Consider the following 23,067-nt stretch of genomic DNA (forward strand, 5'->3'; position numbering starts at 1 on the left):
TCGACTCGGCCTTCGTGGCCGCGCTCGCCACCGATGCGCTCGGCGCGGATGCGGTGCGGGTGCTGGCGATGCCCTCGCCGTACTCGAGCCCCGAGAGCGTGGAGGACGCCGTCGAGGTCGCGTCCCGCCTCGGGATCCGGCTCGACATCGCGCCGATCGAGGACGTCTTCGACGCGTATCGGTCGGCGCTGCGACCGCTCTTCGAGGGCCGCCCCGAAGACGTCGCCGAGGAGAACGTCCAAGCCCGCATCCGCGGGAACCTGCTGATGGGCGTGTCCAACAAGTTCGGCTCGCTCGTGCTGGCGACCGGCAACAAGAGCGAGTACGCGGTCGGCTACGCCACGCTGTACGGGGACATGGCGGGCGGGTTCGCACCGATCAAGGACGTGCCGAAGACGCTGGTGTGGGAGCTGGCGCGGTGGCGCAACACCCTGGCCGCCGAGCGTGGCGAGACACCACCGATCCCCGAGGACTCGATCACGAAGCCACCGTCCGCGGAGCTGCGGCCCGGGCAGATGGACTCGGACTCGCTGCCGGACTACGAACTGCTGGACCGCGTGCTGGACGACTACGTCGAGGGCGACCGCGGGTACGCGGACCTGGTGGCGGCCGGGTTCGCGCACGAGCTGATCGACAAGGTGCTGCGCATGGTCGACCGGGCCGAGTACAAGCGGCGTCAGTACCCGCCCGGCACCAAGATCACGTTCAAGGCGTTCGGCCGGGATCGGCGGCTGCCGATGACGAACGCGTGGCGCGAAGGAAAGTAGCCGCGAGCCACTCCGGGTCGTCGACCCACGGGAAGTGCCCGCCGCCCGGCTGCACGGCCAGTTCCGCGTGCGGGAACAGCGCGGCGTACTCGGCGGCCCGCTTCGGCGGCAGCGACACGTCGTGCTCGCCGGCGGTCAGCAGTACCGGTACCTGGAGGTCGGTGAGCGCGGCCCTGGTGGCGTCCGGGTCGAGTGCGCCGTCCGCGTAGTACTGCCGCGCCGCCTCGACGTTGATCTCGGTCGCCTCCCTGGCGACGTTGGCCTGGCTGGCGGCGTCCCACCGGCCGTACAGGAACGGGGCGATCGCCGCCCAGTCGTCCTCCGTGGGCTCACCCGCCCAGATCCGCTCGAACGCGGCGAACGCGCCGGCGAACCAGGGCTCGCCGCGGCGTGCTTCGGCGAGTTCGCGGCGGTCCTCGTCGGTAATGTCGAGGCCCACCACCCTCGGGCTCGGGGACAGCAGGACGAGCCTGCGGACGCGTTCCGGGTACCGCGTGGCGTACAGGATCGCGAGACTGGCACCGGCCGAGTGCCCGAGCAGGTCGATCTGATCGAGACCGAGGTGCACACGCAGTGCCTCGACGTCGTCCACCTGACGGTCACAGCGGTAGGTCGCCGGATCGGCCGGGACGGCCGACTCGCCCGTGCCGCGCAGGTCCAGCCTGACCGACGAGGCGGCCAGATCGCCCAGGTACGCGGACGCCTGCATCGGGCCGCCTGGCAGGCAGATCAGCGGGTCTCCCTCGCCGGTTCGGTGGTATGCGAGACGCGTGCCGTCCACGGCGGTGAATTTCCCCATAGGGACATCCTTGTGTACGCCTGTGAAGCTGGTCGCAGGAGGCTGTCGGACGGCTCCACAGGTGCGACATTGGGTTGGTAAGCCATCCACGAATACCCGGGGACCCACGAGACGTGGGCTTCGAGGGAAGGACGGTCGACAATGACGTCAGCATCGAACCCCGAGGTGGCCGCGCCGTACGGCACGGGCGCCGGCGCGCCGGCCAAGCCGATGAAGCGCGTCCGCATCCACCACCTGCGGGAACTCAAGCAGCGCGGCGAGCCGTGGCCGATGCTCACGGCCTACGACATGTACACCGCCGAACTGTTCGACGAGGCCGGGATCCCGGTCCTCCTGGTCGGCGACTCCGCCGCCAACAACGTCTACGGCTACGACACCTCACTGCCGGTGACGCTCGACGAGATGGTTCCACTTGTACGAGCGGTCACGCGGTCGGTGAAGCGGGCGCTGGTCGTGGCGGACCTGCCGTTCGGTTCCTACCAGCTGTCGCCGGAGCAGGCGCTGGCCACGTCCGTGCGGATGATGAAGGAAGGCCGCGCCCACGCGGTGAAACTCGAGGGCGGGCGGGCGTTCGCCCCGCACGTCAAGGCCATCACCACAGCCGGGGTGCCGGTCATGGGGCACATCGGGTTCACGCCGCAGAGCGAGCACAACCTCGGTGGCTACCGGGTGCAGGGACGCGGGGACGCCGCCCTCGGCCTGCTCGAGGACGCGCTCGCGCTCCAGGAGGCCGGGGCGTTCTCGGTCGTCATGGAGATGGTGCCGGCCGAGGCCGCCAAGCAGGTCACGCACGAGCTGGAGATCCCCACCATCGGGATCGGCGCCGGTCCGGACTGCGACGCCCAGGTGCTGGTCTGGCAGGACATGATGGGCCTGCGCCGAGGCAAGGCGCCGAGGTTCGTGAAGCGCTACGCCGACCTGGCCGGCGTGATGAAGGGCGCGGTGGAGCAGTTCGCGTCCGAGGTGCGGGGACGGGAGTTCCCGGCACCCGAACACGTTTTCCACTAGAAATCTCCCCGCCCGCGACCTGGCTCAGGTCGCGGGCGGGTGTGTGTCGATCCGGTCCGGGGTCGTTCGACGCGTGGGTAAGAACCACCGTTGGAGGAACCATGGGCACACTCGTCATCAACACCTTCCTGACCCTCGACGGCGTCGCGCAGGCGCCGGGCGCTCCCGACGAGGACGGGTCGAACGACTTCACCCACGGTGGCTGGCAGGTGCCGCTGTTCACCGACCAGGTTGGCGAGATCGTCGGTCGCTGGCAACAGCTCGACGGCGGGTTGCTGCTCGGCCGCAAGACCTACGACATCTTCGCCGCGCACTGGCCGCACATCGCGGACGACCACGAGCACGCCGAGATCGCGCGAAGCCTCAACGCGGCGCCGAAGTACGTGGCGTCCCGGACGGTCACGTCGCTCGCGTGGCAGAACTCGACGCTGCTCGGCGCCGACGTGCCGGCCGAGGTCGCGGCGCTGAAGGAGAAGCAGGACCTGCACGTCATCGGCAGCCTCGACCTCGCGCAGACGCTGATCCGGCACGACCTCATCGACGAGTACCGGCTGATGGTGTTCCCCGTCGTGCTGGGCACGGGCAAGCGCCTGTTCGCGGACGGCGCCGTGCCCGCGACCCTCGAGCTGGTGTCCACGGAGACGACGGACAAGGGCGTCATCGCGAGCGTGTACCGGTCGGCCGGAAAGGTGTCGTACGGCTCGTTCGCCTAGCCGCGGCCGTGGGGCTCGTGCCAGTTGGACAGGTCCGGGCCCTTCGGGATGATGCGGGTCGGGTTGATCGCGTCGTGGGTGTAGTAGTAGTGCCGCTTGATGTGGTCGAAGTCGACGGTGTCGCCGAAGCCCGGGGTCTGGAACAGGTCCCGGGCGTAGGCCCACAGCACCGGCATCTCCGCCAGCTTGTTCCGGTTGCACTTGAAGTGGCCGTGGTAGACGGCGTCGAAGCGGACCAGTGTGGTGAACAGGCGCACGTCGGCCTCGGTGAGCTGGTCGCCCACCAGGTACCGCTGGTTCGCCAGCCGCGCCGACAGCCGGTCCAGCTCGGCGAACAGCGCGTCGTACGCCTCCTCGTACGCCTCCTGGCTGCCGGCGAACCCGCACCGGTACACGCCGTTGTTCACGTTCTGGAAGATCGGCTCGATGACCTCGTCGATCTCCGCCCGCAGCGCCTCCGGGTAGAGGTCCGGGGCGTCCGGCCGGTGGAACGCGCGCCACTCCGTGGACAGGTCCAGCGTGATCCGCGGGTAGTCGTTGGTCACCACGCGACCCGACTCGACGTCGACGATCGCCGGGACGGTGACGCGGCTCTCGAACGACGGGTCCGTCCGCAGGTACGCCTCGGACAGGAACTCGATGCCGAGGACCGGGTCGCGGTCGTCCTCGTCGAGGGTGAAGCGCCAGCCACGCTCGTCGCGGACCGGGTCCACCACGGCCAGCGAGATGGCGTCTTCGAGGCCGAGCAGGCCCCGCACGATCACCGACCGGTGTGCCCACGGGCAGGCCAGGCTCACGACCAGCCGGTACCTGCCGGGCTCCGCCCGCCAGCCGGACGACCCGTCGGCGGTGATCCGGTCGGTGAACCGGTTGACCTGCCGCACGAACTCGCCGCGCTTCGACGTTTCTTTCCCGAACTGCACGGTTGCCATGCGATCGAATCTAGGCTTCCGACATGCGCTTCTTCTACCCGCCGCTCGACGCGCATGCCACCGGCATGCTCGACGTCGGCGACGGGCACCGCGTGTACTGGGAGGTCAGCGGCAACCCGGACGGGAAGCCGGTCGTGTTCCTGCACGGTGGGCCCGGCTCCGGGACTTCGCCGCTGCAGCGCCGTTTCTTCGACCCGGACGCCTACCGAGTCGTGCTTTTCGACCAGCGTGGCTGCGGCCGCAGCACTCCGCACGTCGCCACCATCGATCCCGACGAGCACAACACGACCTGGCATCTGGTCGCCGACATGGAGGCGCTGCGGGAACATCTCGACATCGAGCGCTGGCAGCTGTTCGGCGGCTCGTGGGGCGCGACGCTCGCGCTCGCCTACGCGCAGACGCACCCGTCGCGGGTCACCGAGATCATCCTGCGGGGCGCGTTCCTGTTGCGCCGCACCGAGTTGGACTGGCTGTACGGAGGTGGCGCCGGCGCGTTGTTCCCCGAGGAGTGGGCGGCGTTCGCGAGCCTCGTGCCGGACGGGGACATCCTCGACGGCTACCAGCGCCTGCTGCGTGACCCGGCACGCGCGGCGGAGGCGGCGGCCGCGTGGAGCGCATGGGAAGGGGCGATCGTCTCGCTGACGCCCAACCCGAACCTGGTCGCGATGTACGCGGAGCCGCGCTTCGCGATCGCGTTCACCAAGCTCGCGCTGCACTACTTCACGCACGGCGGCTGGCTCGACGACGAGCAGCTCATCCGCGACGCAGGGAAGCTCGCCGGCATCCCCGGGCGGATCGTGCAGGGCCGCTACGACCTGGTCACCCCACCGGCCACCGCGTGGGAGCTGCACCGGGCCTGGCCCGACTCGACGTTGACCATCCTGCCGAGGGCCGGGCACGCGATCAGCGATCTCGGCGTGCTCGACGCGTTGCTGGAGGCTACGGACGACTTCCGCTGAGCGCCGCCGTCAGCGCGGTGTGCGCCTCGACGAGCGACGGACCGCACCACGTCAGAAAGCGGCCGTTGACCAGGGCGTACGGCAGCTCGGGGAACGCCTCGGGGCCGTCGTCCGCGGTGAACTCGTACGGCTCGTCGGGAAGGACGACCAGGTCGGCGCCCTTGGCGTTCAGCTCGTCGAGCGGTGGGCGCGGGTAGCGGTCGGGGTGGTCGGCGTAGGCGTTGGCGACCCCGAGACGGTGGAGCACGTCCCCCGCGAAGGTGTCCCGGCCGACCACGATCCACGGCCGGCGCCAGACCGGGATGATCGCGGTCGCCCACTCGGGCACCGCCGTGCGCCACACGTCCTCCGCGTCGACCAGCCAGGACGGCTCGTCCAGTGCCAAACCCTGAGTGAGCAGTCGGCGCACGGAGCCGAGCCCGTCCGGCACGGTCGCCGCCGCGGCCGTCACCCACACTGGGACGCCGTTGGCGCGGATGCGCGCCACGTCTTCCGGGCGGTTCTCCTCCGCGTTCGCCACCACCAGGTCGGGGTTCAGGTCCAGCACCGCTTCGACGTTCGGGTACTTCGAGCCACCGACGCGGGGCACGTCCAGGTCGACCGGATGCGTGCAGTAGTCCGTGGCACCCGTGACCAGGCCCGGGCGAGTCGTCTCGATGGCGTCGGTGAGCGACGGGACGAGGCTCACGACCCGTTGTGGCACGTCGGCGACGGGGACCGGCTCGCCGAGATCGTCAACGTGCACGCCGAGCCTCCTCCGCCAGCGCGACCATCAGATTTCCGTGACGCGAATCCCTGCCTGCACCTTGTATCGGCGGTTGATGGCAATCAGGTTCGCCGTGAACGCCTCGACCTGGTGGGCGTTGCGCAACCGGCCGCCGTACACGCCCCGCATGCCCGGCACCGCGTCGGCCAGCGCCCGGACGAGGTCGGTGGCCTCGCGGTCGTCGCCCAGCACGAGCACGTCCGTGTGCATCTCCTCGATCGACAGGTCGTCGAGGTGCACGGCCGACACGTGGTGGAAGGCCGCGGTGACGCGGGACTCCGGCAGCAGAGCCGCGGCCTGCTGGGCCGCGCTGCCCTCGTCGACGGGCAGCGCGTACGGGCCCTGCTTGTCGAACCCGAGCGGGTTCACGCAGTCGATCACGATCTTGCCGCGCAGCTGCTCCCGCAACGACTCCAGCAGCGCGCCATGGCCCTCCCACGGCACGGCGACCAGCACGACGTCGGCGACGGCGGCCGTGGTCACGTTGTCGGCGCCGGACACACCGTGCCCCACCTCGGCGGCGGTCGCCTCGGCACGCTCAGCGCTCCGCGAGCCGATGATCACCTTGATGCCGGCCCTGGCCCAGCGCAGCGCGAGGCCCTTCCCCTGCGGCCCGGTGCCGCCCAGGACCCCCACGGTCACGCCAGTCACGTCGGTCAACGCAAACCCTCCTCAGGTCAGGCACGCTCGAACAGGACTTTGCGAGCGTCCTCGTCTGCCTGAGTCAAACGCACGCGGACCGTTTCCGCTTCCGGAAGGTTGCCACCGACACACTTGGCGATCACCGGTGGATCCGGGAGGAACACGTCGGCCGCGTTGCCCTCGGACCGCAGCACGATCGCGTCGAACTCCTGCCCGACGCGCCCGGCCAACACCCACGCCTCCGTCTGGTCGAGACAGGCCTTGTCGACGCGGGCAGCCAGGGAGTCGGAGCCGGCCATGAGACGGGGCAGCTCCGGCAGCGCCTCGCACACCCAGTCCGGCACGTCCTGCCCGGCGGCCACGGCAAGGCAGACCTCGGCGCCGAACCGGTCGACGAGCCGCCGCAGAGGTGCGGTGACGTGCGCGTACGGCGCCGCGATCCCTGCATGGGTGGTGCGCTTGGGCGCCTTCCCGTTGAACACGGTGTAGCCGGCGCCCCGCAGCAGACGGGTGGCGTCCATGTAGAGGGCCATGGTTTCCGGACGGGTCGGGTCGAGCCCGGCGAGCAGTTGGGCGGCGTCCATGGAGCGGGGCCAGGAGATGCCGAGCGAACGGGCGGAACGTCGCAACCACTGCACGGCGCCGTTCTCCGGATCGGGCAACGTCCGGAGGATCCCGACCTCGGCACCGAGCATGAGCTTCGCCGCGGCCATGCCCGTGAGCAGGGAGATCTCGGCGTTCCATGCGTCGACGTCGCTGCGGGGCCGGAGCGCGAGCCGCCAGCCACCATGACCGTCGGACGCCACCTCCTGGTCGGGCAGCTGCAGCTCGACCGCGCCGCGTTCGACGGCGTGCTCCCTGCGGAGGCGGCCGATCGCCGGCAGTGCCTCGATCGACGGGTGGGCGGTGCCGGCCGTGAACGAGGCCTGGACGGTTTCGTAGTCGAAGCGGGCCCGGGACCGGACGAGCGCGCGGCGGACGTGCGCGGTTTCGAGGGTGCCGTCGCCGTCGCAGTCGAGGGTCCACAGCGCGGCGGGCGTGACCTGGCCGGGCAGCAGGCTGGCCACGCCCTCGCTCAGGACCGTGGGGTGGAGGGGAACGTTGCCGTCGGGCAGGTAGATCGTCTGCCCGCGGCGACGGACCTCCTGGTCGAGCACGCCGCCGGGCGTGATGAAAACGCCGAGGTCGGCGATGGCGTAGTGGATGCGGAACCCGTGCGCGCGGCGCTCGACGGCCATGGCCTGGTCGAGGTCCCTCGCACCGGGCGGATCGATGGTGACCAGGGGTAAGTGGGTCGCGTCCTCACGGTCGTCGTGCCGGGTGTCGGCGGCCCGCTCGGCCTCGGCGACCACCTCGGGCGAGAAGCTCGTGGGCAGCGCGAACTCATCCCGGACCCGTGCGAAACCGATCCGGTCGTTGTTTGCGCGCACAACCACGCGCGCACCCTACCTCCGGCCGCGGAGCGACATGTCTCAGTCGTCGTTCCACTCTCGTTCGGCCTTGTCCCAGGCCTCGGAGCGCGCCTTCGCGATCTCGAGCGCTCGCGACGCGGTCTCCCGGTCCGGGTAGGGGCCGAGCCGGTCGAGGGAACGACACACGTTGCCGTGCTCGACGGTGTTGTGTTTGGTGCAGAAGTACCAGCCGGGATCAGGGTTGTTATCGGCCATACATCAACTTTAGGACCAGGGAGCGACCTGTGGCGCGGGGAAGCCGCGCGGAGGTGTGTCCTGGGTGGCGTTGCGGTGATCGCCGGGGATCGGGTCCAGCACCGAGACCAGCACCTCGGTCTCCTCCGGGTTGTCGATCCGCCGCCCCGTGCGTTCCCGGTACACCAGCTCGCCGTCGACGTCGATCTCGACGAGGTAGCCGGCCTCGGCCAGCTGGTCCTCGTCGAGGTTGACGAGCTTCTCCCTGCGGGACGGGACCACCCGGTACTCGGGCCAGTCGAGGTGCGCGAACGCCTGGTGGAACTCCGTCAGTATCTCCGCCATCGCGTTCTGCCAGGGCAGCGGCATGGCCTCCACCAGCGACTTCGGCAGCACGACGTAGTTCGCGGACGTGCCGGGATGGGGCGCGCGCAGGTAGTCCGGCAAGGGTGACCGCATCGGTTCCGGCGTGTACATGGTCATCGCTTGCCCCTCAGCTCTCACACGCCAGGCCGTACGGCCTGGGCCATCAATCCACGCTCGTTGAAGCGGACCGGACGGACGTGCACGGGCACCCCGGTCTGCTGTGCCTCCACGATCTTGCCGTCCCCGATGTACATCGCGACGTGGTGGATCGTGGCCGGATTACTGCGGTCGTAGGCCCAGAACAGCAGGTCACCGGGCTGTGCCTGGTCCACCGGCAACATCGCGCCGGCCCGGTACTGCTGCCGGGACACCCTCGGCAGCGCGATGCCGACGGACCGGTACGCCTGCAGCATGAGGCTGGAACAGTCGAACGAGTTCTGGTGCGTGGTGAGCGCACCCCACTGGTACGGCTTGCCGAGCTGACCCATCGCCCACTCGATCGCCTTGCCAGCGCCCTCCGTCGGCGCCGCCAGCAGCAGGCCGGTGCCCTGACCGCAGCCCGTCGGGTCGGGCACCAGGCCGACGTTGCCGATCAGGTGGGCCGCCATCGGCTCCCACTTGTGGTACCGGTCCGGGAAGGCCGACCGCTCGACGTCCTGTGCCGACTCGCCGGGGCGCTGCTGCTCCCAGTTCGGCACCTTGATCAGCACGTCGTAGAACTTGTTGATCGAGTAGTGCGGGTCGACGACCTGTGCCGGCGAGCCCCAGCCCATCGACGGGCGCATCTGGAACATGCCGAGCGAGTCGCGGTCACCGTGGTTGAGGTTGCGCAGGCCGGACTCGGTCATGCCGGCCTGGATCGCGATCTGCCAGGCGAGCGGCGGCAGCTGTCGTTCCTTGCCGATCTGGATGATCAGCGCGACATTGGCGCGCTGGTCCTCCTTCAGCTTCTCCGCGTCGTTCTTGCCGCTGCCGGGCGGGCCGGACGTGACCGGGCCGAGTGAGGCGTTGCACGTCACGTTGGCGCTCATCGCCCTGGCCTGGTCAGCGGCCTGGTCCTGCGACACCACCTGGGTGACGGCACTGACTCCCGCGACGGCGACCGTGGCCACCACCACCAGTCCGCCGACGACCAACGCGCTCTTCATCGCTCAGTCCACCTGCTCGTAGACGGACACGCGCCAGCCGTCCGGGGTGTCGATCACCGTGATGAGAAGGTCGCCGTCGTCGGTCGGGAGCCTGACCTTGACGGAGCTCGTGTAGGACTCGACGGACTTCGGCTCACCGGTGACCTTGGTGGCGACGATGTTCGCCGGGTCCACCGTGGCCATCTCGGTGTCGAGGTACTCCTCCTGCGTGAACGGCCGCAGGTTGTCCCGCCACTGCTCGTTGGTCATGCCCTGCGGGTGGTTGACCCAGGCGCGCCCAAACGAGTCGGCCACGTCCAGAGCGGCCGGATCGGCGGGTGCGGACGTGGGTGTCTCCGTCGGCGCCGTGATCCGCGTCTGCATGCTGCTGCTCGGGTTGCCGGGCGGGGAGCTCGTGCCGCCGGGTGCGGCGGGAGCGGTCGTGGTGCTGGTACCCGTGGTCTCGGGCGCGGCCCCCTGCTTCCGGTCGTCGGCGCCGGTCAGCTGCGGGACGACGATACCGGCGGCGACGACCAGGACGGCCACCACGAACACCAGGACGGCCAGGTGGCGGGGCGAGCGCATGGGCCAGCCCCACAGGCGACGGTAGACCGCGGCGCGCCCGCGGTTGGTGCGGATCGGCATGTCATCTCACCACGTCGTCGGTCTCGCGCGGCCCGTCCCGCAAAGGCAGCCTGCGTGGCGGTCTCCGCTCCAGCCCGCGCGACGGCACGAACACGAGGTCCTCCGCCGGGCGACCGGCAACCACCTCGACATCCGCCGGCCGCTGGTTCACCCGCGTGATCACCGGTACGTCGGACCGCCCCTCGTTGCGCGACGCGGAGACGACCTGCGAAGGCACGATCATGGCGTCCTCGCCCCAGCCCCCGTGCACGGGGTTGGTGTCGATGACCCGGCTCCGACGCGGCGTCAGCGCACCGTCCGGACTGTTGCGTCCGCCGGGACTGCTCGGCATGAGCACCGCATCGCCGTTCCCCCGGGCCGCCGGCAACCCGAACGTGCCCGTCCCGATGGCCGCACGCCGCGTATCGAGCCGCTCGGCGGTCGCCATGATCGGCCCAGCCGCCTCCGGCCGAGGCCTTTTGACCCCACCACGGACGGCCACGGTGTCGCCGGCGAGTTCCTCGTCCCGCAGGTTGTCCCAGAAATCGTCCTGCGGACCGCGCTGGTCGGCCCCTTTGCGGCGACGGAACCGGGAGAACAGCCCGCCACCGGCGCTGGGCACGGAGGCCCCGACCGCGCCGACGGACAGCTCCACCATCTGCCACATCCGCTTCATCGGCCGGCCCACCAGCAGGAACACCAGGGTCACGATGCCGGCCAGCAACATCTGGGTGAGCATCGAGAGCTGCACACCCGGGCCGAAGATCAGCTGCAGGAACTTGAAGTGGATGCCGGCCAGCATGGCCAGGATCAGCACGTTCAGGACGACGGCACCCACCGCGCGACCGACCTTGCGGAGGATGTCGTGGTGGACGAGCGCAACGAGCCCGATGACCGGCGCGGCGAGCGTGAAGATCCGCAGGAGCAGCTGCGCCAACAACACGGCCAGCTTCGCGAGGAACTGGAAAAGCGAGTAGACGAGCGCCTGGAAGAACGCGAGGAAACCAGAACCCGTGCGGCTGCCTTCCTGCCCGGAGAAGTACCCCTGCGCGGAGCCGAGCTCGTTGTAGATCCGCTGATACTCGGCTTTCTTCGCCGCCTCGGCCTGGTCGTTGCCGTCATTACCCGAAACCAGATCGTCGCGGGTCCAGGCCTGCGCCGCCAGGAGGTCACGGCCGAACTGTTGTGCCTTGGGATCATCCGGCTTGCCGAACTCACCACGGAGCCAGTTCTCGTACACCACACGCGTGTGCAACTCGTTCGGCAGGACATGCTGTCGGACGTCGTCGCGGTTGGGATCCTCGAAGCCGTTCTGGATCCCCGTCGTCGTGTCGACGATCAACTTGTCGATCGCGTCGTAGTTGTTGACGAGGACGAGGGTCGAGGCAGCCAGCCACATCCCGCCCAGCGCGAAAAGCGTCCTCCTGCTGACCGCGGCCAGGTCGCCCTTCCAGATCTGGCGGAACATCAACACGGCGAGGATCAGCATGAAAAGGCTGAACAGCTGCATGTAGATGTTGTCGAAGATGGACCTGGCCGCTGCCCCGATCTGCTCGTTCAACCCGCTCAGCACACCGCCGTTGTAGAGCGTGTAGTGCAGAGAGTTCGTGGCGCCGACGATGTTCTTGCCGAGGTCGAACAGCTCGTTGCCGGCCCATGTGTCGATCGTGACGTTCGGGTCCGAGATCGACAGCGGCTGGTTGCAGTTCGGGTCGTAGGCGTGCCACACCATGCCGGCGTAGCCGTGGTCGCGGTACGGGCTGTTGGGGTACTTGTCATCGGTGTAGGGAACACCGCTGTCCTTGCCACCCCGCAATCCGTTGCCCTGCGGTGGGTCGATGGCGCCGACCATGCCCGCGCCCGGGCGTTCCGGGAACGGGGCGCAGCTGGTGTCCTGTTCCTGTGCCATGGCTGGCGAGCCGACCATCGCCTGCATGCCGAGGATCGCCGCCACGATGGCGAGCGAAGCAACCCGACCCTTGCGACGGGTCGGGTTGGTTGTCAGGTCACGTCTTTTTCGCCGCCGTGCCATGAAGAACAGCACGCCGGCGATCACCACCAGAGTCGTGATCATCCGCCCTGCCCAGGTTCACTGAGGACCGCGTTTACCTGCCTTGTTCCGTTCCCCGATCCGTTCCCCGATCCGTTCGGGGGGTCCACGTCGGCGCTCGGGTCCGCGTCGGTGAGGCCGAGCTCGAAGTCGGCGGCCAGGTCGAACTCCGCCTGTTCCTCCGTGTAGTCGCCGCCGGGTCGCGGGGGCTCGTGCTGCGGGATCTCCGGGGCGTGCTGCTCCGGTGGGAGCACGGCACCCGGGGCCGCTTCGCGCAGGGCGTCCGGGGTCGTGTCCATCACGGAACGCAGGTGGTCCAGGTGCGGGCCGGACAGGTCGATGCGGATGCGTTCCACGCCGCCCGCGCCGTCGGCGAAGATGAACTGCCTCGGCGCCGTGTCGCGGACCGTGTCGCGGTTGCCTCCTGGGCGGCGGCCGAGGGAGGCGACCACCTGTTCGTAGCCCGCGCCGACCGGGACCTTCAGCAGGCGAAGCGCGTCCTCCTGCGCCTGGTCGTCGTCCAGCCGTCCGACGAACACCGAGTCCAGCAGTGCGACGAAGCCCTGGATGCGCAGGAAGTCGGCCGGGATCTGCGAGGACAGCAGGACACGAACGTTCCATTTACGGGAGTCACGAGCGAACCGGTTCATGAGCACCCGGCCCGTCGGGACCTCGGACAGGAAGAACGCCTCGTCGATCCAGACGCCCTTGCGGGTGTCCTTCGGCCGCTCGTAGATCGACCGTTGGGTCAGCCACGCCGCCAGGTTCAGCATCTCGACGCCCAGCGACTCGGCGTCGGTCCAGTGCTCACGCCCGACGCCGTCCTTCGGCAGTGTCAGGCCCGCCATGGTCATCACGGTGAGCCGGTCGTCCCGCTGCTCGGTGTACGGGTCGGCGTCCTTCTCCGGGATGAGCAGCGACATGCGTTCCCGCATCTCGTCCAGGAAGTCCGCGACCACGACCGCGTGCTCGTGGTGTTCCGACGCGTCGCGGCGCAGCGCGTCGAACACCTGGCTCGGGTCCGCGTCCGGGCGGCCACCGACCATCCGGACCGCACGCAGCAGCACGATCCTGGTCTGCGGCATGCGTGCGATGTCGTACGGCAGGAGGCCCGTCAGGACGTCCAGCGCCAGCCGTCGACGGGTCGCCGCCGCCAGTGCCTTCTCGCGCCGCCACGCCCGCTCCGGGTCCTCGTCCTCGACGAAGTGCTCGAACTGCGGCTCAGCCACCACCCGGTACGGGTTCAGAATGCCGGGTTGCGCGTTCAGCAGGTTGATCGGCCGCGCGTACGGCCGCAGCTCCGGCAGGTCACACAGCTTGGTCAGCGGGCCGGACGGGTCGAGGATCGTCCAGTGCGCCCCGGCCCGCAACGACTTGTAGACGATGCCGCCGCCGAGGAACGACTTACCGCCACCGAGACCGGCGACCATCGCGGTCAGACCCGAGCCGTCGCGGATCTCCTGTGCCATCCAGGGATCCCACGCCACCGGGCGCCGGGTCGCCGTGCAGGTCTCGCCGAGGAGGATGCCGCGGCGGTCGCCCACCTCGGCCGTCGCCGTCGGGACCGCGGCCGCGGCCCACACCACAGAGCCGCGCCGCATGTACGCCGAGTTCGCCAGCGACTCACCCGGGATGAACTCCCTGGCCAGCGCGTACTGCGCCTCAGGGTGCTCGATCGCGATCTTCGGCTTGTACAGCTCGAGCACCTGCTGGGCCAGCCGCAGCGCGTCCCGCTCGGTCGGGCCGGACACCGCCAGCCGCCACCACGAACGCACGCGCGTGGCGAGCTGGGTGAAGCCCGACGTCATCTCGTCGTCGATCTCCAACACCCGCGACGCCTGCCGGGCCAGCGACTGCGGCGGCTCCAGCTCGTGTTCGTCGGTGTAGTGGCGGACCTGCGAGCGGACCTTGTTCATCTGCCGGCCCAGTTCGCCCTGGACCTCCTCCGGGCGTCGCACGTAGATCCGCGCCGACCACTCCACGGACGCCGCGAGCCGGTCGGAATGCTGCAGCCACGGGTCGTCGATCTCGGGGATCTGCAGGCCGTGCATCTGTCCGACGGTCAGCACGGCGACGTGTCTGGTCATGCCGGCGTTCGAGCCGGTGCGGCCGCGCACGGTCACCGTCGGCGAGTACGGCTCCTGGTGGAAGTCCGCCGCGTCCGTGAACGACGCCAGGTCCTCTGGCTCCCAGACCGAGTCCGGCACCGCCGGCAGGTTCCGCGGCGCGGGCAGGCCCAGCGAGCACGAGCGGTGCATCAGCCAGGACATCTCCTGCGCGGTCGCCGGCCGGCCCTCCAGCCCGGCGGACGCGATCACCTGGTCCAGGTGCTCCACCTCGGAGTCGAGCGCCAGCAGCTCCGCGTCCACCGCGGCCGGGAAGATCCGGCGCAGCAACGGCGCCGCGCGCTCCACGGCACGGTCGACCATGTTGCGGGTCTGCACCTGGACGCCGAGGTAGACCTCCTTCTCCGCCATCGACCGGCCCAGCAGCTGCTGCTGCTCACCGATCAGATAGTCGTCGAAGGACAGCGCGCCCGCGCTGTCCGGTAGCCGGTTCACCGCGTTGTGCACGTGGGCCTCGGCCCACATCCGGATCGGGTACGGCCGGGTCGTCACGCGCAGGTGCATCCACCGGCCCGCCAGCTCGGCGTACTGACCGGCGATGGCCGCGATCAGGTCGTTTCGCTGCGAGTCGGAGCGGAACGACCAGCGCTGCGGCGCCAGCCGGTACCACGCGAACACGTCGGTGCCGTTACGGAGTAGATGACCGTCGATGCTCCTCGCGGCGATCGACGGGGTGTAGCTAGGAATGGACTGCTCCCCTGGGAGACGTCGGTTGCGCTTGTTGCCGCCGGCCGGGCGGTACTGGGGGGCCGGTGGTCTTGCCCGTCTCTCGGGGTCGGGCAGATCGAGATCCGGAGCCGCGTGCCGGCCCCGGCGCTGTGACTGTGGTTGCTGCTGGCGCCTGGCCGGTGGGACGGCGGTGGCCTGCGCGTACGGCGCCTGCGCCTCAGGCGCGCGCTTGCGTCGGCGTCCGAACACCGCCACCCCTCCCGCGTTTCGTCTGCGTCCTCCTGGACTGCCGTGGCCGCCGTCTCGGCCGGGAGTTGCTCACGCGCACTCTGGTGGCCGTGACAGCGCCGCCCTCCCCCGTGGTCGTCTCACGGGGCGCGGTCAGCTCCCGCAGCCACATGGCGGCCACCGAGGACAGCGGCCGCTCGTGGCTGATCTTCGAGCAGATGAACCTGGTCACCACGATGGTGATCACGATGCCCCACGCGATGGACCAGAACAGACTGATCCCCATCCGGCGCTCGATGGTCAACACGAAGAGGAACACGACAACCCCGACGCCCCAGGCCACGTAGCGGGCCCGCCAGGGCATGGTCGCCCGAGGCGGCCCGAGCCAGACGGCGTCGACGCGGTAAACCTCGTCGTCGGTACGTATGCGCACAGGTCCCTCTGCTCAGCCGGTGAAGAGCCCGGCGATCCAGGTGCCGATGTTCTTGCCAGCGTCAGTGGTCACAGCCAAGCCGATGATGGCCAGAGCGACGATGACTCCACCCAGGCGCCGCATGACTCCGGCGTTGTCTCCCTTGCCGCCACCCAGCCACAGGAGGAGAAGCGCTACCACCAACAGGAGTAGCGGAATGATGTTGTTCAGGATCCAGTCACGTACGTTTGTCGTGCCCAGACCACCGGATTCCTGGGCGAGCTCGATGGTGGTCATGGCGATCATGTTTCTTTTGACTCCCGGGTGCGCGGCCGCTGATGCCTGCCGTTCATAGACGAGTAGAGCACGCCCTGCATCACGATGTGTAGTGACGGTGTGGCGCTCCGTGAATCCACATCTGGTGCACTCTCATTCTCCTCGGCGCTCTCGGACGTGACATCTGACCACACACATGATGCGGCGCAAAGGACTCGCAGAACGGCAGGATCACTCGTCTGTACCAACATCTCGGTATGTTCACCTGTATGCCAGAGACTCACTAACTGTAGGTGCATGCGTGGCGGGGTCAACCGGCACCCATCACGTGGCATTCACCCGCTTGGCCCAGTGGAAGTCGTTATGGCGTATTCGCCACACCGAGCTTGACCAGCCGATGTCATGCGGAACGGGCGCCACGCACGCACACTTGGCCACCTCTCGGCGGGTTCGGATCGTGATTGAACCGCCACATACAGAGAGTGGTCTGCGGCGGACGAGTCGACTTGTAAGCCGGATTCTGTCCCCGGCCCGAGGGCCGGTGGGCGATCATCCATCTCGACCTGCCGTCGCCGGCAGGCTCTAGCGGCCTACCCGCAGGCTCGGGCGGGCAGCCCTCAAACGCCTGCGCAGGAACCTCGCGGCTCCCTCTTGGCCTTGCTCCGGGTGGGGTTTACCGAGCCACCCCGGTCACCCGGAGTGCTGGTGGTCTCTTACACCACCGTTTCACCCTTACCTGGCCGAGCGGCCAGGCGGTCTGTTTTCTGTGGCACTGTCCCGCGGGTCGCCCCGGGTTGCCGTTAGCAACCACCCTGCCCTTCGGAGTCCGGACTTTCCTCAGCGGGTTTCCCCACTGCGACCGCCCTGCCGACTCGTCCGCATCACCCAGGGTAGCGCCGGCCGTCCGTCATCCGTTCAGGTGGGACGTGTCGTTCACCAACCGGACCGACGCGTTGCCGTCCGGATAGAACTCGACGATCGACAGCGACGCCAGGTCCAGATGCAGCCGGAACAGCAGGGACGGGCCGGCGTCGAGGCCGATACGCAGCATCGACTTGATCGGTGTGACATGGCTGACCAGCACCACCGTCTGGCCGGCGAACCGCTGGACCAGGTCGTCCCGGGTCCGCCGGACCCTGGCGTGGACGGTGTCGAAGCTCTCACCGTCCGGCGGCGCCACGCTCGGATCGCCCAGCCAGCGCCGGTGCAGCTCCGGATCGCGCTCGGCGGCCTCGGCGAACGTCAGCCGCTCCCAGCCACCGAAGTCCGTCTCGATCAGGCCGTCGTGGATCTCGACCGTGTGACCGGCCGCCGACGCCACCTCGGCCGCCGTCTGCCGGGTCCGGCCGAGCGGTGAGGACAGCACGGCCCCGAACTCCATGCCCGCCAGGCGGGCGGCGGCCGCTTTCGCCTGCTGGAGACCCGTGTCGCTGAGCGGCACGTCGCCCCGGCCCGAGTAGCGCCGCTCGACCGACAGCTCGGTCTGCCCGTGCCGCACCAGCAGAAACCGGGTCGGGGTGCCGGTCGCGCCGGTCCATGGGGCGGGCGCGGCGGTGTCCACGGGGGCAGGCTGTTCGGCTCGTTTCCCCGCCTGGACATCCATGGCCTCGTTGGCGAGCCGGTCCGCGTACGCGTTCTGGGCCCGAGGAATCCACGAGTAGGTGACGTCGTCGAACTGGTTCGCTATCTCGCGGGCGGCATGCGCGAGCGGCTGGAGCGCCTCGTTCTTGATCTGCCAGCGGCCGGACATCTGCTCGACGACGAGCTTGGAGTCCATCCGGACGGTGACCTCGGTCGCGCCCAGCTCCCGCGCCGCGCTCAGGCCGGCGACCAGGCCCGAGTACTCGGCGACGTTGTTGGTCGCGACCCCGATGCCCTCGGCCCGTTCGGCCAGCAACGACCCGTCGGCGGCGAACACCACCGCGCCGTAGCCGGCCGGGCCCGGGTTGCCGCGTGAGCCGCCGTCGGCCTCGACGATGACTCTCATAAACCGCTCTCGGCCGTGCGCACCATGATCGCGCCGCACTCCTCGCACGTCACGACCTCGTCGGCCGCGGTTGCCGCGATCCGGGAGATGGCGCTGCGGTCCAGCTCGATCCGGCAGGCGCCGCAGCGGCGCTGACGCAGCAGTGCCGCGCCGATCCCACGGTTCTTCCTGACCCGCTCGTACACGTCGAGAAGGGGCTGCGGGAACTGCGGGACCAGCTTGCCGCGCTCCTCGGTGCGCCGCACCCACACGGTTTCCAGGTCGGCGAGTGCGTGGTCGCGCCGGTTCGCCGCGTCCTGCAACGCCTCCTCGGCCTTCGCCAGCTCGACCGCGGCGTGCTGGCCGTCCGCCTCGACGGCCTCACGCCGCTCCATCAGCTCCAGCAGGTCGTCCTCGAGCGTGGTCTGCCTGCGCTGCAACGTGTTCAGCTCGTGTTCGAGGTCGGTCATCTGCTTCGCCGACACCGTGCCGCCGGCAAGCAGGGCGCGGTCGCGGTCCTCACGGGCCCGCACCGCGTCGATCTCCTTCTCCTGCCGCTTCACCTCGCGGTCCAGGTCGCCGAGGTCGGTCTCGTTGGCGACCTTCGCGTCCTTGCGGGTCTGCACCGCCTTCTCCGCCTCGGCGATCTCCGCGAGCTCCGGCAGCGTCCTGCGTCGGTGGTCGACACGAGCCAGCTCGGCGTCGACATCGGCGAGCTCGAGCAGCTTGCGCTGCACTGCGGGATCGGCTTTCACCCTGGGAACCTCCCGGTTTCTGTTACGTGGTCGCTGCGACGGTCCAGGGATCGGTGCGACGCGTGGACACGATGACGTTGACGTTACCGCCGAAGGCGTCGCGCAGGATCGCCGCCGCCTGTTCACACCACGGCCACTCGCTCGCCCAGTGCGCGACGTCGACGAGCGCTGGCACGCTGCCGGTGGCGAGGTGCTCACTCGCCGGGTGGTGGCGCAGGTCGGCGGTGACGTAGGCGTCGACGCCGAGTTTCGCGACCGTGCCCAGGTAGGCGTCGCCCGCGCCGCCGGACACCGCGACGACCCGGATGGGCCGGTTCGGGTCACCGGCACCACGCACACCGGCGGCCGTGGTCGGCAACGCTTCGGCGACCCGCTCGACGAAGGCGCTGAACGGCTCGGGCTCGGGAAGCTCACCGATGCGTCCGATGCCGGTGACGCCGTCCTCCTTGGGCGCGAGCGGGCCGACCACGGTCAGGCCGAGCGCCTCCGCCAGCGCGTCGGACACGCCGGGGCTCGCCGAGTCCGCGTTGGTGTGGGCGCAGTACAGGCCGGCGCCGGCGCGGATCAGCCGATGCACGAGACCGCCCTTTGGCGTGCTCGCCGGGACGCCGTGCACACCACGCAGGAGCAGCGGGTGGTGGGCGACGACCAGCTGGGCCTCGTTCTCCAACGCCTCGTCCACTGTGGACTCGGTGGGGTCGACGCAGACGAGGATCCGGTCGACCTGCTCGGCCGGGTCGCCGCACACCAGCCCGACCGCGTCCCACGACTCGGCGAGTTCGGGCGGGTAGGCGGTTTCCAGGACCTCGACGACGTCGCCGACGGTCGTCATGGCGTCAGCACCTCCGTGGTGAGCTCGGCGAGCGCGGCCAGCAGGTCGGTGCACAGGTCGGGTTCGCGCACCGCCAGCCGCAGGTGGTCGGTGGTCAACCCGGGAAAGGTATCGCCCCGGCGGACCGCGATCCCCCGGTCCCGCAGCTCTTGTCGGACCCGCTCGCCGTCATGGACCCGAATCAGCAGGAACGGCGCGGCGGCCGGCTCGTGGACGTGCACCCTGGGCAGTTCCTTCAGTCGTGCGGTGAGCCATTCGCGGTGGCGGGCGTACTGCCGGGCCACGTCCTCGGCCTCGGCGACCGCGGCGGGTTCCGCGCAAGCGGTGACGGCTTCGAGGACCAGCGTGCCGACGGGCCAGTGGGGGCGATGCCTGGTCAGTCGAGCCAGGAGGTCGGGGGCCCCGAGCGCGTAGCCGGCGCGCAGCCCGGGGAGCGCCCAGGTCTTGGTGAGGCTGCGGAGCACGAGCAGACCGGTTTCGTCCCTGCCGGCCAGTGATTCCCGCTCACCGGGGACGGCGTCCATGAACGCCTCGTCGACGACGAGCACCCGACCGGGCCGCGCGAGGGCCATGATGGTGTCGGCGTCGTGCAGCTCGGAGGTCGGGTTGGTGGGGTTGCCGACCACGACGAGATCGGCGTCGTCCGGGACCCGCTCGCCGGGCATGACCCGAATGAGCGGCACGCCGGCGTCGCGGAGCGCGACCTCGGGTTCGGTGAAGGACGGGTGCAGCACGGCGGCGAGCCTCGGCCGCAGCGAAGGCAACAGGGCAAACCCTTCCGCGGCCCCGTTGAGCACGACGACCTCGTCGGGCGCCCGCCCGTGCCGTGCCGCGACCTGCTCACGCGCGCGCCGGTCGTCGGCCTGGGAGGGATAGGTCCCGAGCCGCTCAAGCGCGGCGACGAGCCGCTCGCGTAACCACAAGGGCGGCGCCGAGCCACGGACGTTCACCGCGAAGTCCTGCAGCCCCGGCGCCGCGTCCACGTCACCGTGATGCCGCAGGTCGCTCATCGCGCGATCCTAGTTGCGCCTGCTCACCGGCCCCAGGGGCACCATCGGAGACGACCTCGTCCGAGCAGCGCTGTTCCGGAATGAGCCGGCCGTTCACCATGCGACCTTGCCTCAACACGTAGCAGCCCTTCAGCGCCAGGCCTGGACGCGCCATCGGACAAGCGCATCTCCGCTGCACAAGGGGGTTTGCTCGCGCGCGCGTTGCCCAACCCCCACCCGATCCCGGGGGCGTCCCGCCGTGCCAGTCTACCGGTGGGGGGTGACAATCGGGCTGAAGTCGATCTTGGTTGTGGACAACTCAGTGGGTTGTGGACAACTGGTAGCGGGCCGGGCCGATGCCCAGCAGTTTGGTGAAGTGGCGGGTCAGGTGGGCCTGGTCGTAGAAGCCGGCCAGTGTCGCGGCCTCTGCGGCGGGGTGGCCGGCGAGCAGGTGGCGGCGTGCCAGTTCCAGGCGGCGGCCGGTGACGTAGCGGTGCGGCGGGATGCCGAACTCGCGGCTGAACGCTCGTACCAGCGAGACCGGGTGCACCGCCAACTCGGCAGCCGCGTCGTCGAGGGTTGGGGTGTTCGGCAGGTGGGCGTCCAGCAGGTCGCGGAGGCGGTGGGCCGTCGTCGCCATGGCCGGCGGTGGCGGCGCGGTGCCGCGTAGGTGTTGGTCCAGGCGGTCGCGGATCAGGGCGAAGCGGCTCTGCGCCTCCAGGTCCTCGGTCAGCAGGGACTCATGGAGTTGGTGGATCCGGTGCCGCAGCAGCGGGTCCTTCAGCGACGGGTGGTCGACCGCCGCGCCAACGCCGGTCAGTGTGTCGCTCGCCAGGTACAGCACGCGTTTGCGGAACGGGCGGACCGAGCGGCCGTCGTGTGGAACGCCCGGCGGGAGGAGTGTGACCTGTTCGCGGAGGGCGCCGTGTTCGTGGCGGTCCAGGTCGTACCGCACCATGCCGTCGTCGACGATCAGCAGTGTCCACGCGTCATGGGTGTGCGACGGGTACGCGTGGGTCGTGAACCGCGCGTGGAACACCTCGTGGATGCCAGGCACGTTCGGGCGCCAGGCCGTGATCTCGGGGCCGGCCATGTTAGGAACGTACAAGACCCGCGCGCCGGCGGCGGCGATCGTGGGCCACGTGAGTTTCTCCACCAAGATCGCGGTGGTCGTACGGGACGACCTGGCCACCTGGCAGCGGCTGAACGCGTGCGCGTTTCTCGTCAGCGGGGTCGCCTCGGCGGTGCCCGAGTTGGTCGGCGAGCCATACGAGGACGCTGACGGAACCAAGTACCTCGCGATGTTCCGCCAGCCCGTGCTCGTGTTCGAGGCGTCCGCCTCGGTGCTCACCGCCGCGCACGGGAAGGCGGTGGCTCGCGGGCTGCCGATGTCGGTCTTCACGGCCGACCTGTTCGCCACCGGCAACGACGAGGACAACCGGGCCGCCGTGCGGGCCGTCCCACGAGACTCGCTCGACCTCGTGGGACTGGCCGTGCACGGACCACGCAACGCCATCGACAAGATCGTCAAGAGTGCGCGCATGCATCCCTAGAGCCTGGTGACCTTGCCGGTCCTCAGCTCGTAGGTCGCGGAGATCACCTTCACGCCGTCGTGTGCCACGGCGTCGCTGATGATGTTCGACCGTTCCTGCAGGTACTTCGCGGCGCGGCGGGCCTGCTCGGCGACGCACGCGGCCAGGAACGCCTTCGGGTCCGGGTTCGCGGGGGTGGCGCGGACCGCGGGCTCGATCGAGCGGACCAGGGTGGACACGTCGCCGGCCACCGCGGTGCCGTTCTGGACGACGTCGATGGTCGCGCCGACCGCACCGCAGCTCTCGTGGCCGAGGACGACCACCAGCGGCACGGACAGGTGCTCGACGGCGTACTCGATGCTGCCGATCACGGCGGTGTCGAGCACCTCGCCGGCGGCACGGATGACGAACAGGTCGCCAAGGCCCTCGTCGAACACGAGCTCCGGTGACACACGGGAGTCAGCACAGCCGAGAATTACCGCGAACGGGTGTTGTCCCTCCACGAGGGACTGACGCCACGCGAGCGACTCGTGCGGGTGCTGCTGCTGGCCGGCGACAAAGCGCGCGTTGCCGGCCGCCAACTTCCTCCACGCCTGGTCGGCGGTGAGCGGAGTGGCCTTGGGATCAGTGGTGCGACGGCCAGGGGTGGCGGCCGCCGGTGCGGCGCCCACGGCGAGCGCGGCCCCGGCGGCCACGCCTGCTGAGACGCCGAACAAGGTGCGCCGGGACAGTCCGATGCGGTCAATGTCGGTCACGGACGGAAACTACTCCCACACGATCAGGTGATAACCGGACGTGTCGGGCAAGATTCACATACCGGAATGTGAATTCGTTCACAAGGCTGGCGTACGTCCCCGTGTGGCGGCGATCAGGCAGACTCGGA

24 protein-coding genes and 1 other RNA gene are annotated in these 23,067 nt (G+C 69.9%); 5 read left to right on the forward strand and 20 right to left on the reverse strand.

Annotated features, from left to right (window positions below):
* Positions 1 to 767 (forward strand): NAD(+) synthase (gene nadE / locus VF106_RS17835; RefSeq protein WP_330840858.1); only part of this gene is annotated, 767 nt, incomplete at its 5' end.
* Here nadE and VF106_RS17840 read toward each other — a convergent pair.
* Positions 706 to 1,566, reverse strand: coding sequence for an alpha/beta fold hydrolase (locus tag VF106_RS17840; protein ID WP_330840859.1), 861 nt, complete (start codon positions 1,564 to 1,566; stop codon positions 706 to 708). The two genes, nadE and VF106_RS17840, sit on opposite strands and share 62 nt — an antisense overlap.
* A gap of 141 nt (positions 1,567 to 1,707) precedes the next feature.
* On the opposite strand from VF106_RS17840, the gene panB reads away from it, so the two are divergent.
* Complete coding sequence (gene panB, locus VF106_RS17845) at positions 1,708 to 2,574, forward strand: 3-methyl-2-oxobutanoate hydroxymethyltransferase (RefSeq protein ID WP_330840860.1); 867 nt, start codon at positions 1,708 to 1,710, stop codon at positions 2,572 to 2,574.
* Between the two features lie 101 nt (positions 2,575 to 2,675).
* Complete coding sequence (locus tag VF106_RS17850; protein ID WP_330840861.1) at positions 2,676 to 3,287, forward strand: dihydrofolate reductase family protein; 612 nt, start codon at positions 2,676 to 2,678, stop codon at positions 3,285 to 3,287.
* Here the strand turns inward: VF106_RS17850 and VF106_RS17855 are convergent.
* Positions 3,284 to 4,219: a glutathione S-transferase family protein gene (locus VF106_RS17855; protein ID WP_330840862.1), complete on the reverse strand. Its 936-nt coding sequence runs from the start codon at positions 4,217 to 4,219 to the stop codon at positions 3,284 to 3,286. The two genes, VF106_RS17850 and VF106_RS17855, sit on opposite strands and share 4 nt — an antisense overlap.
* Positions 4,220 to 4,242: 23 nt before the next feature.
* Between VF106_RS17855 and pip the strand changes: the two genes are divergently transcribed.
* Positions 4,243 to 5,178 (forward strand): prolyl aminopeptidase, encoded by a 936-nt coding sequence (gene pip, locus VF106_RS17860; protein ID WP_330840863.1) that lies wholly within the window; start codon positions 4,243 to 4,245, stop codon positions 5,176 to 5,178.
* On the opposite strand, the gene VF106_RS17865 is transcribed toward pip, so the two are convergent.
* From VF106_RS17865 to VF106_RS17945, 17 genes are all read right to left on the reverse strand, one after another.
* A complete protein-coding gene (locus tag VF106_RS17865; protein WP_330840864.1) occupies positions 5,159 to 5,923 on the reverse strand; it encodes a helical backbone metal receptor in 765 nt (254 codons plus the stop codon). The two genes, pip and VF106_RS17865, sit on opposite strands and share 20 nt — an antisense overlap.
* A 27-nt stretch (positions 5,924 to 5,950) precedes the next feature.
* On the reverse strand, positions 5,951 to 6,604 hold the full coding sequence (npdG, locus tag VF106_RS17870; protein ID WP_330840865.1) for an NADPH-dependent F420 reductase: 654 nt from the start codon (positions 6,602 to 6,604) through the stop codon (positions 5,951 to 5,953).
* Positions 6,605 to 6,621: 17 nt separating this feature from the next.
* Entirely contained in the window at positions 6,622 to 8,022 is a 1,401-nt protein-coding gene (locus tag VF106_RS17875; protein WP_330840866.1) for an RNB domain-containing ribonuclease, read from the reverse strand.
* A gap of 36 nt (positions 8,023 to 8,058) precedes the next feature.
* On the reverse strand, positions 8,059 to 8,253 hold the full coding sequence (locus tag VF106_RS17880) for a hypothetical protein (protein WP_330840867.1): 195 nt from the start codon (positions 8,251 to 8,253) through the stop codon (positions 8,059 to 8,061).
* 9 nt (positions 8,254 to 8,262) lie between these two features.
* Entirely contained in the window at positions 8,263 to 8,715 is a 453-nt protein-coding gene (locus VF106_RS17885) for a hypothetical protein (protein WP_330840868.1), read from the reverse strand.
* A gap of 17 nt (positions 8,716 to 8,732) precedes the next feature.
* The gene (locus VF106_RS17890) at positions 8,733 to 9,746 is read right to left on the reverse strand and encodes a C40 family peptidase (protein WP_330840869.1); all 1,014 of its coding nucleotides are present in this window, start codon (positions 9,744 to 9,746) and stop codon (positions 8,733 to 8,735) included.
* Positions 9,747 to 9,749: 3 nt separating this feature from the next.
* Positions 9,750 to 10,370 (reverse strand): hypothetical protein, encoded by a 621-nt coding sequence (locus VF106_RS17895; RefSeq protein WP_330840870.1) that lies wholly within the window; start codon positions 10,368 to 10,370, stop codon positions 9,750 to 9,752.
* Position 10,371: 1 nt separating this feature from the next.
* Positions 10,372 to 12,423 carry a magnesium transporter gene (locus tag VF106_RS17900; RefSeq protein ID WP_330840871.1) on the reverse strand — a complete coding sequence of 684 codons (2,052 nt, stop codon included), beginning with the start codon at positions 12,421 to 12,423 and terminating at the stop codon, positions 10,372 to 10,374.
* Positions 12,420 to 15,308, reverse strand: coding sequence for an ATP-binding protein (locus VF106_RS17905; protein WP_330840890.1), 2,889 nt, complete (start codon positions 15,306 to 15,308; stop codon positions 12,420 to 12,422). Before VF106_RS17905 ends, VF106_RS17900 begins: the two co-directional genes overlap by 4 nt.
* A 103-nt stretch (positions 15,309 to 15,411) precedes the next feature.
* The gene (locus VF106_RS17910; protein WP_330840872.1) at positions 15,412 to 15,855 is read right to left on the reverse strand and encodes a hypothetical protein; all 444 of its coding nucleotides are present in this window, start codon (positions 15,853 to 15,855) and stop codon (positions 15,412 to 15,414) included.
* A gap of 12 nt (positions 15,856 to 15,867) precedes the next feature.
* Positions 15,868 to 16,140, reverse strand: a complete 273-nt coding sequence (locus VF106_RS17915) for a hypothetical protein (protein WP_330840873.1) — start codon at positions 16,138 to 16,140, stop codon at positions 15,868 to 15,870.
* A 463-nt stretch (positions 16,141 to 16,603) separates the two neighbouring features.
* An RNA gene (gene rnpB / locus VF106_RS17920) (RNase P RNA component class A) lies at positions 16,604 to 16,985 on the reverse strand.
* 32 nt (positions 16,986 to 17,017) lie between these two features.
* Entirely contained in the window at positions 17,018 to 18,097 is a 1,080-nt protein-coding gene (locus VF106_RS17925; protein WP_330840874.1) for a bifunctional RNase H/acid phosphatase, read from the reverse strand.
* On the reverse strand, positions 18,094 to 18,831 hold the full coding sequence (locus VF106_RS17930; protein ID WP_330840875.1) for a zinc ribbon domain-containing protein: 738 nt from the start codon (positions 18,829 to 18,831) through the stop codon (positions 18,094 to 18,096). Before VF106_RS17930 ends, VF106_RS17925 begins: the two co-directional genes overlap by 4 nt.
* A 22-nt stretch (positions 18,832 to 18,853) precedes the next feature.
* A complete protein-coding gene (locus VF106_RS17935) occupies positions 18,854 to 19,663 on the reverse strand; it encodes a Nif3-like dinuclear metal center hexameric protein (RefSeq protein WP_330840876.1) in 810 nt (269 codons plus the stop codon).
* A complete protein-coding gene (gene cobC, locus VF106_RS17940; protein ID WP_330840877.1) occupies positions 19,660 to 20,673 on the reverse strand; it encodes an Rv2231c family histidinol phosphate aminotransferase CobC in 1,014 nt (337 codons plus the stop codon). Before cobC ends, VF106_RS17935 begins: the two co-directional genes overlap by 4 nt.
* Before the next feature lie 298 nt (positions 20,674 to 20,971).
* The gene (locus tag VF106_RS17945) at positions 20,972 to 21,745 is read right to left on the reverse strand and encodes a helix-turn-helix transcriptional regulator (RefSeq protein WP_330840878.1); all 774 of its coding nucleotides are present in this window, start codon (positions 21,743 to 21,745) and stop codon (positions 20,972 to 20,974) included.
* Between VF106_RS17945 and VF106_RS17950 the strand changes: the two genes are divergently transcribed.
* Positions 21,744 to 22,205 carry a PTH2-like family protein gene (locus tag VF106_RS17950; RefSeq protein ID WP_330840879.1) on the forward strand — a complete coding sequence of 154 codons (462 nt, stop codon included), beginning with the start codon at positions 21,744 to 21,746 and terminating at the stop codon, positions 22,203 to 22,205. The two genes, VF106_RS17945 and VF106_RS17950, sit on opposite strands and share 2 nt — an antisense overlap.
* Here the strand turns inward: VF106_RS17950 and VF106_RS17955 are convergent.
* The gene (locus tag VF106_RS17955) at positions 22,202 to 22,939 is read right to left on the reverse strand and encodes a carbonic anhydrase (RefSeq protein WP_330840880.1); all 738 of its coding nucleotides are present in this window, start codon (positions 22,937 to 22,939) and stop codon (positions 22,202 to 22,204) included. The genes VF106_RS17950 and VF106_RS17955 overlap by 4 nt on opposite strands.
* Positions 22,940 to 23,067: the final 128 nt, after the last annotated feature.

Source organism: Actinophytocola sp., assembly GCF_036378875.1.
In the GTDB taxonomy this organism is placed as follows: Bacteria; Actinomycetota; Actinomycetes; order Mycobacteriales; family Pseudonocardiaceae; genus Actinophytocola.

Excerpts from the sequence above, each read along its gene's own strand:
- VF106_RS17855 (WP_330840862.1), bottom strand. The coding sequence starts at position 4,219 with ATGGCAACCGTGCAGTTCGGGAAAGAAACGTCGAAGCGCGGCGAGTTC.
- pip (WP_330840863.1), top strand. The coding sequence starts at position 4,243 with ATGCGCTTCTTCTACCCGCCGCTCGACGCGCATGCCACCGGCATGCTC.
- VF106_RS17945 (WP_330840878.1), bottom strand. The coding sequence starts at position 21,745 with ATGGCCGGCCCCGAGATCACGGCCTGGCGCCCGAACGTGCCTGGCATC.
- VF106_RS17885 (WP_330840868.1), bottom strand. The coding sequence starts at position 8,715 with ATGACCATGTACACGCCGGAACCGATGCGGTCACCCTTGCCGGACTAC.
- panB (WP_330840860.1), top strand. The coding sequence starts at position 1,708 with ATGACGTCAGCATCGAACCCCGAGGTGGCCGCGCCGTACGGCACGGGC.
- VF106_RS17900 (WP_330840871.1), bottom strand. The coding sequence starts at position 12,423 with ATGATCACGACTCTGGTGGTGATCGCCGGCGTGCTGTTCTTCATGGCA.
- VF106_RS17915 (WP_330840873.1), bottom strand. The coding sequence starts at position 16,140 with ATGATCGCCATGACCACCATCGAGCTCGCCCAGGAATCCGGTGGTCTG.
- VF106_RS17925 (WP_330840874.1), bottom strand. The coding sequence starts at position 18,097 with ATGAGAGTCATCGTCGAGGCCGACGGCGGCTCACGCGGCAACCCGGGC.
- VF106_RS17950 (WP_330840879.1), top strand. The coding sequence starts at position 21,744 with ATGTTAGGAACGTACAAGACCCGCGCGCCGGCGGCGGCGATCGTGGGC.
- VF106_RS17895 (WP_330840870.1), bottom strand. The coding sequence starts at position 10,370 with ATGCCGATCCGCACCAACCGCGGGCGCGCCGCGGTCTACCGTCGCCTG.
- VF106_RS17890 (WP_330840869.1), bottom strand. The coding sequence starts at position 9,746 with ATGAAGAGCGCGTTGGTCGTCGGCGGACTGGTGGTGGTGGCCACGGTC.
- VF106_RS17880 (WP_330840867.1), bottom strand. The coding sequence starts at position 8,253 with ATGGCCGATAACAACCCTGATCCCGGCTGGTACTTCTGCACCAAACAC.
- cobC (WP_330840877.1), bottom strand. The coding sequence starts at position 20,673 with ATGAGCGACCTGCGGCATCACGGTGACGTGGACGCGGCGCCGGGGCTG.
- VF106_RS17840 (WP_330840859.1), bottom strand. The coding sequence starts at position 1,566 with ATGGGGAAATTCACCGCCGTGGACGGCACGCGTCTCGCATACCACCGA.
- VF106_RS17935 (WP_330840876.1), bottom strand. The coding sequence starts at position 19,663 with ATGACGACCGTCGGCGACGTCGTCGAGGTCCTGGAAACCGCCTACCCG.
- VF106_RS17850 (WP_330840861.1), top strand. The coding sequence starts at position 2,676 with ATGGGCACACTCGTCATCAACACCTTCCTGACCCTCGACGGCGTCGCG.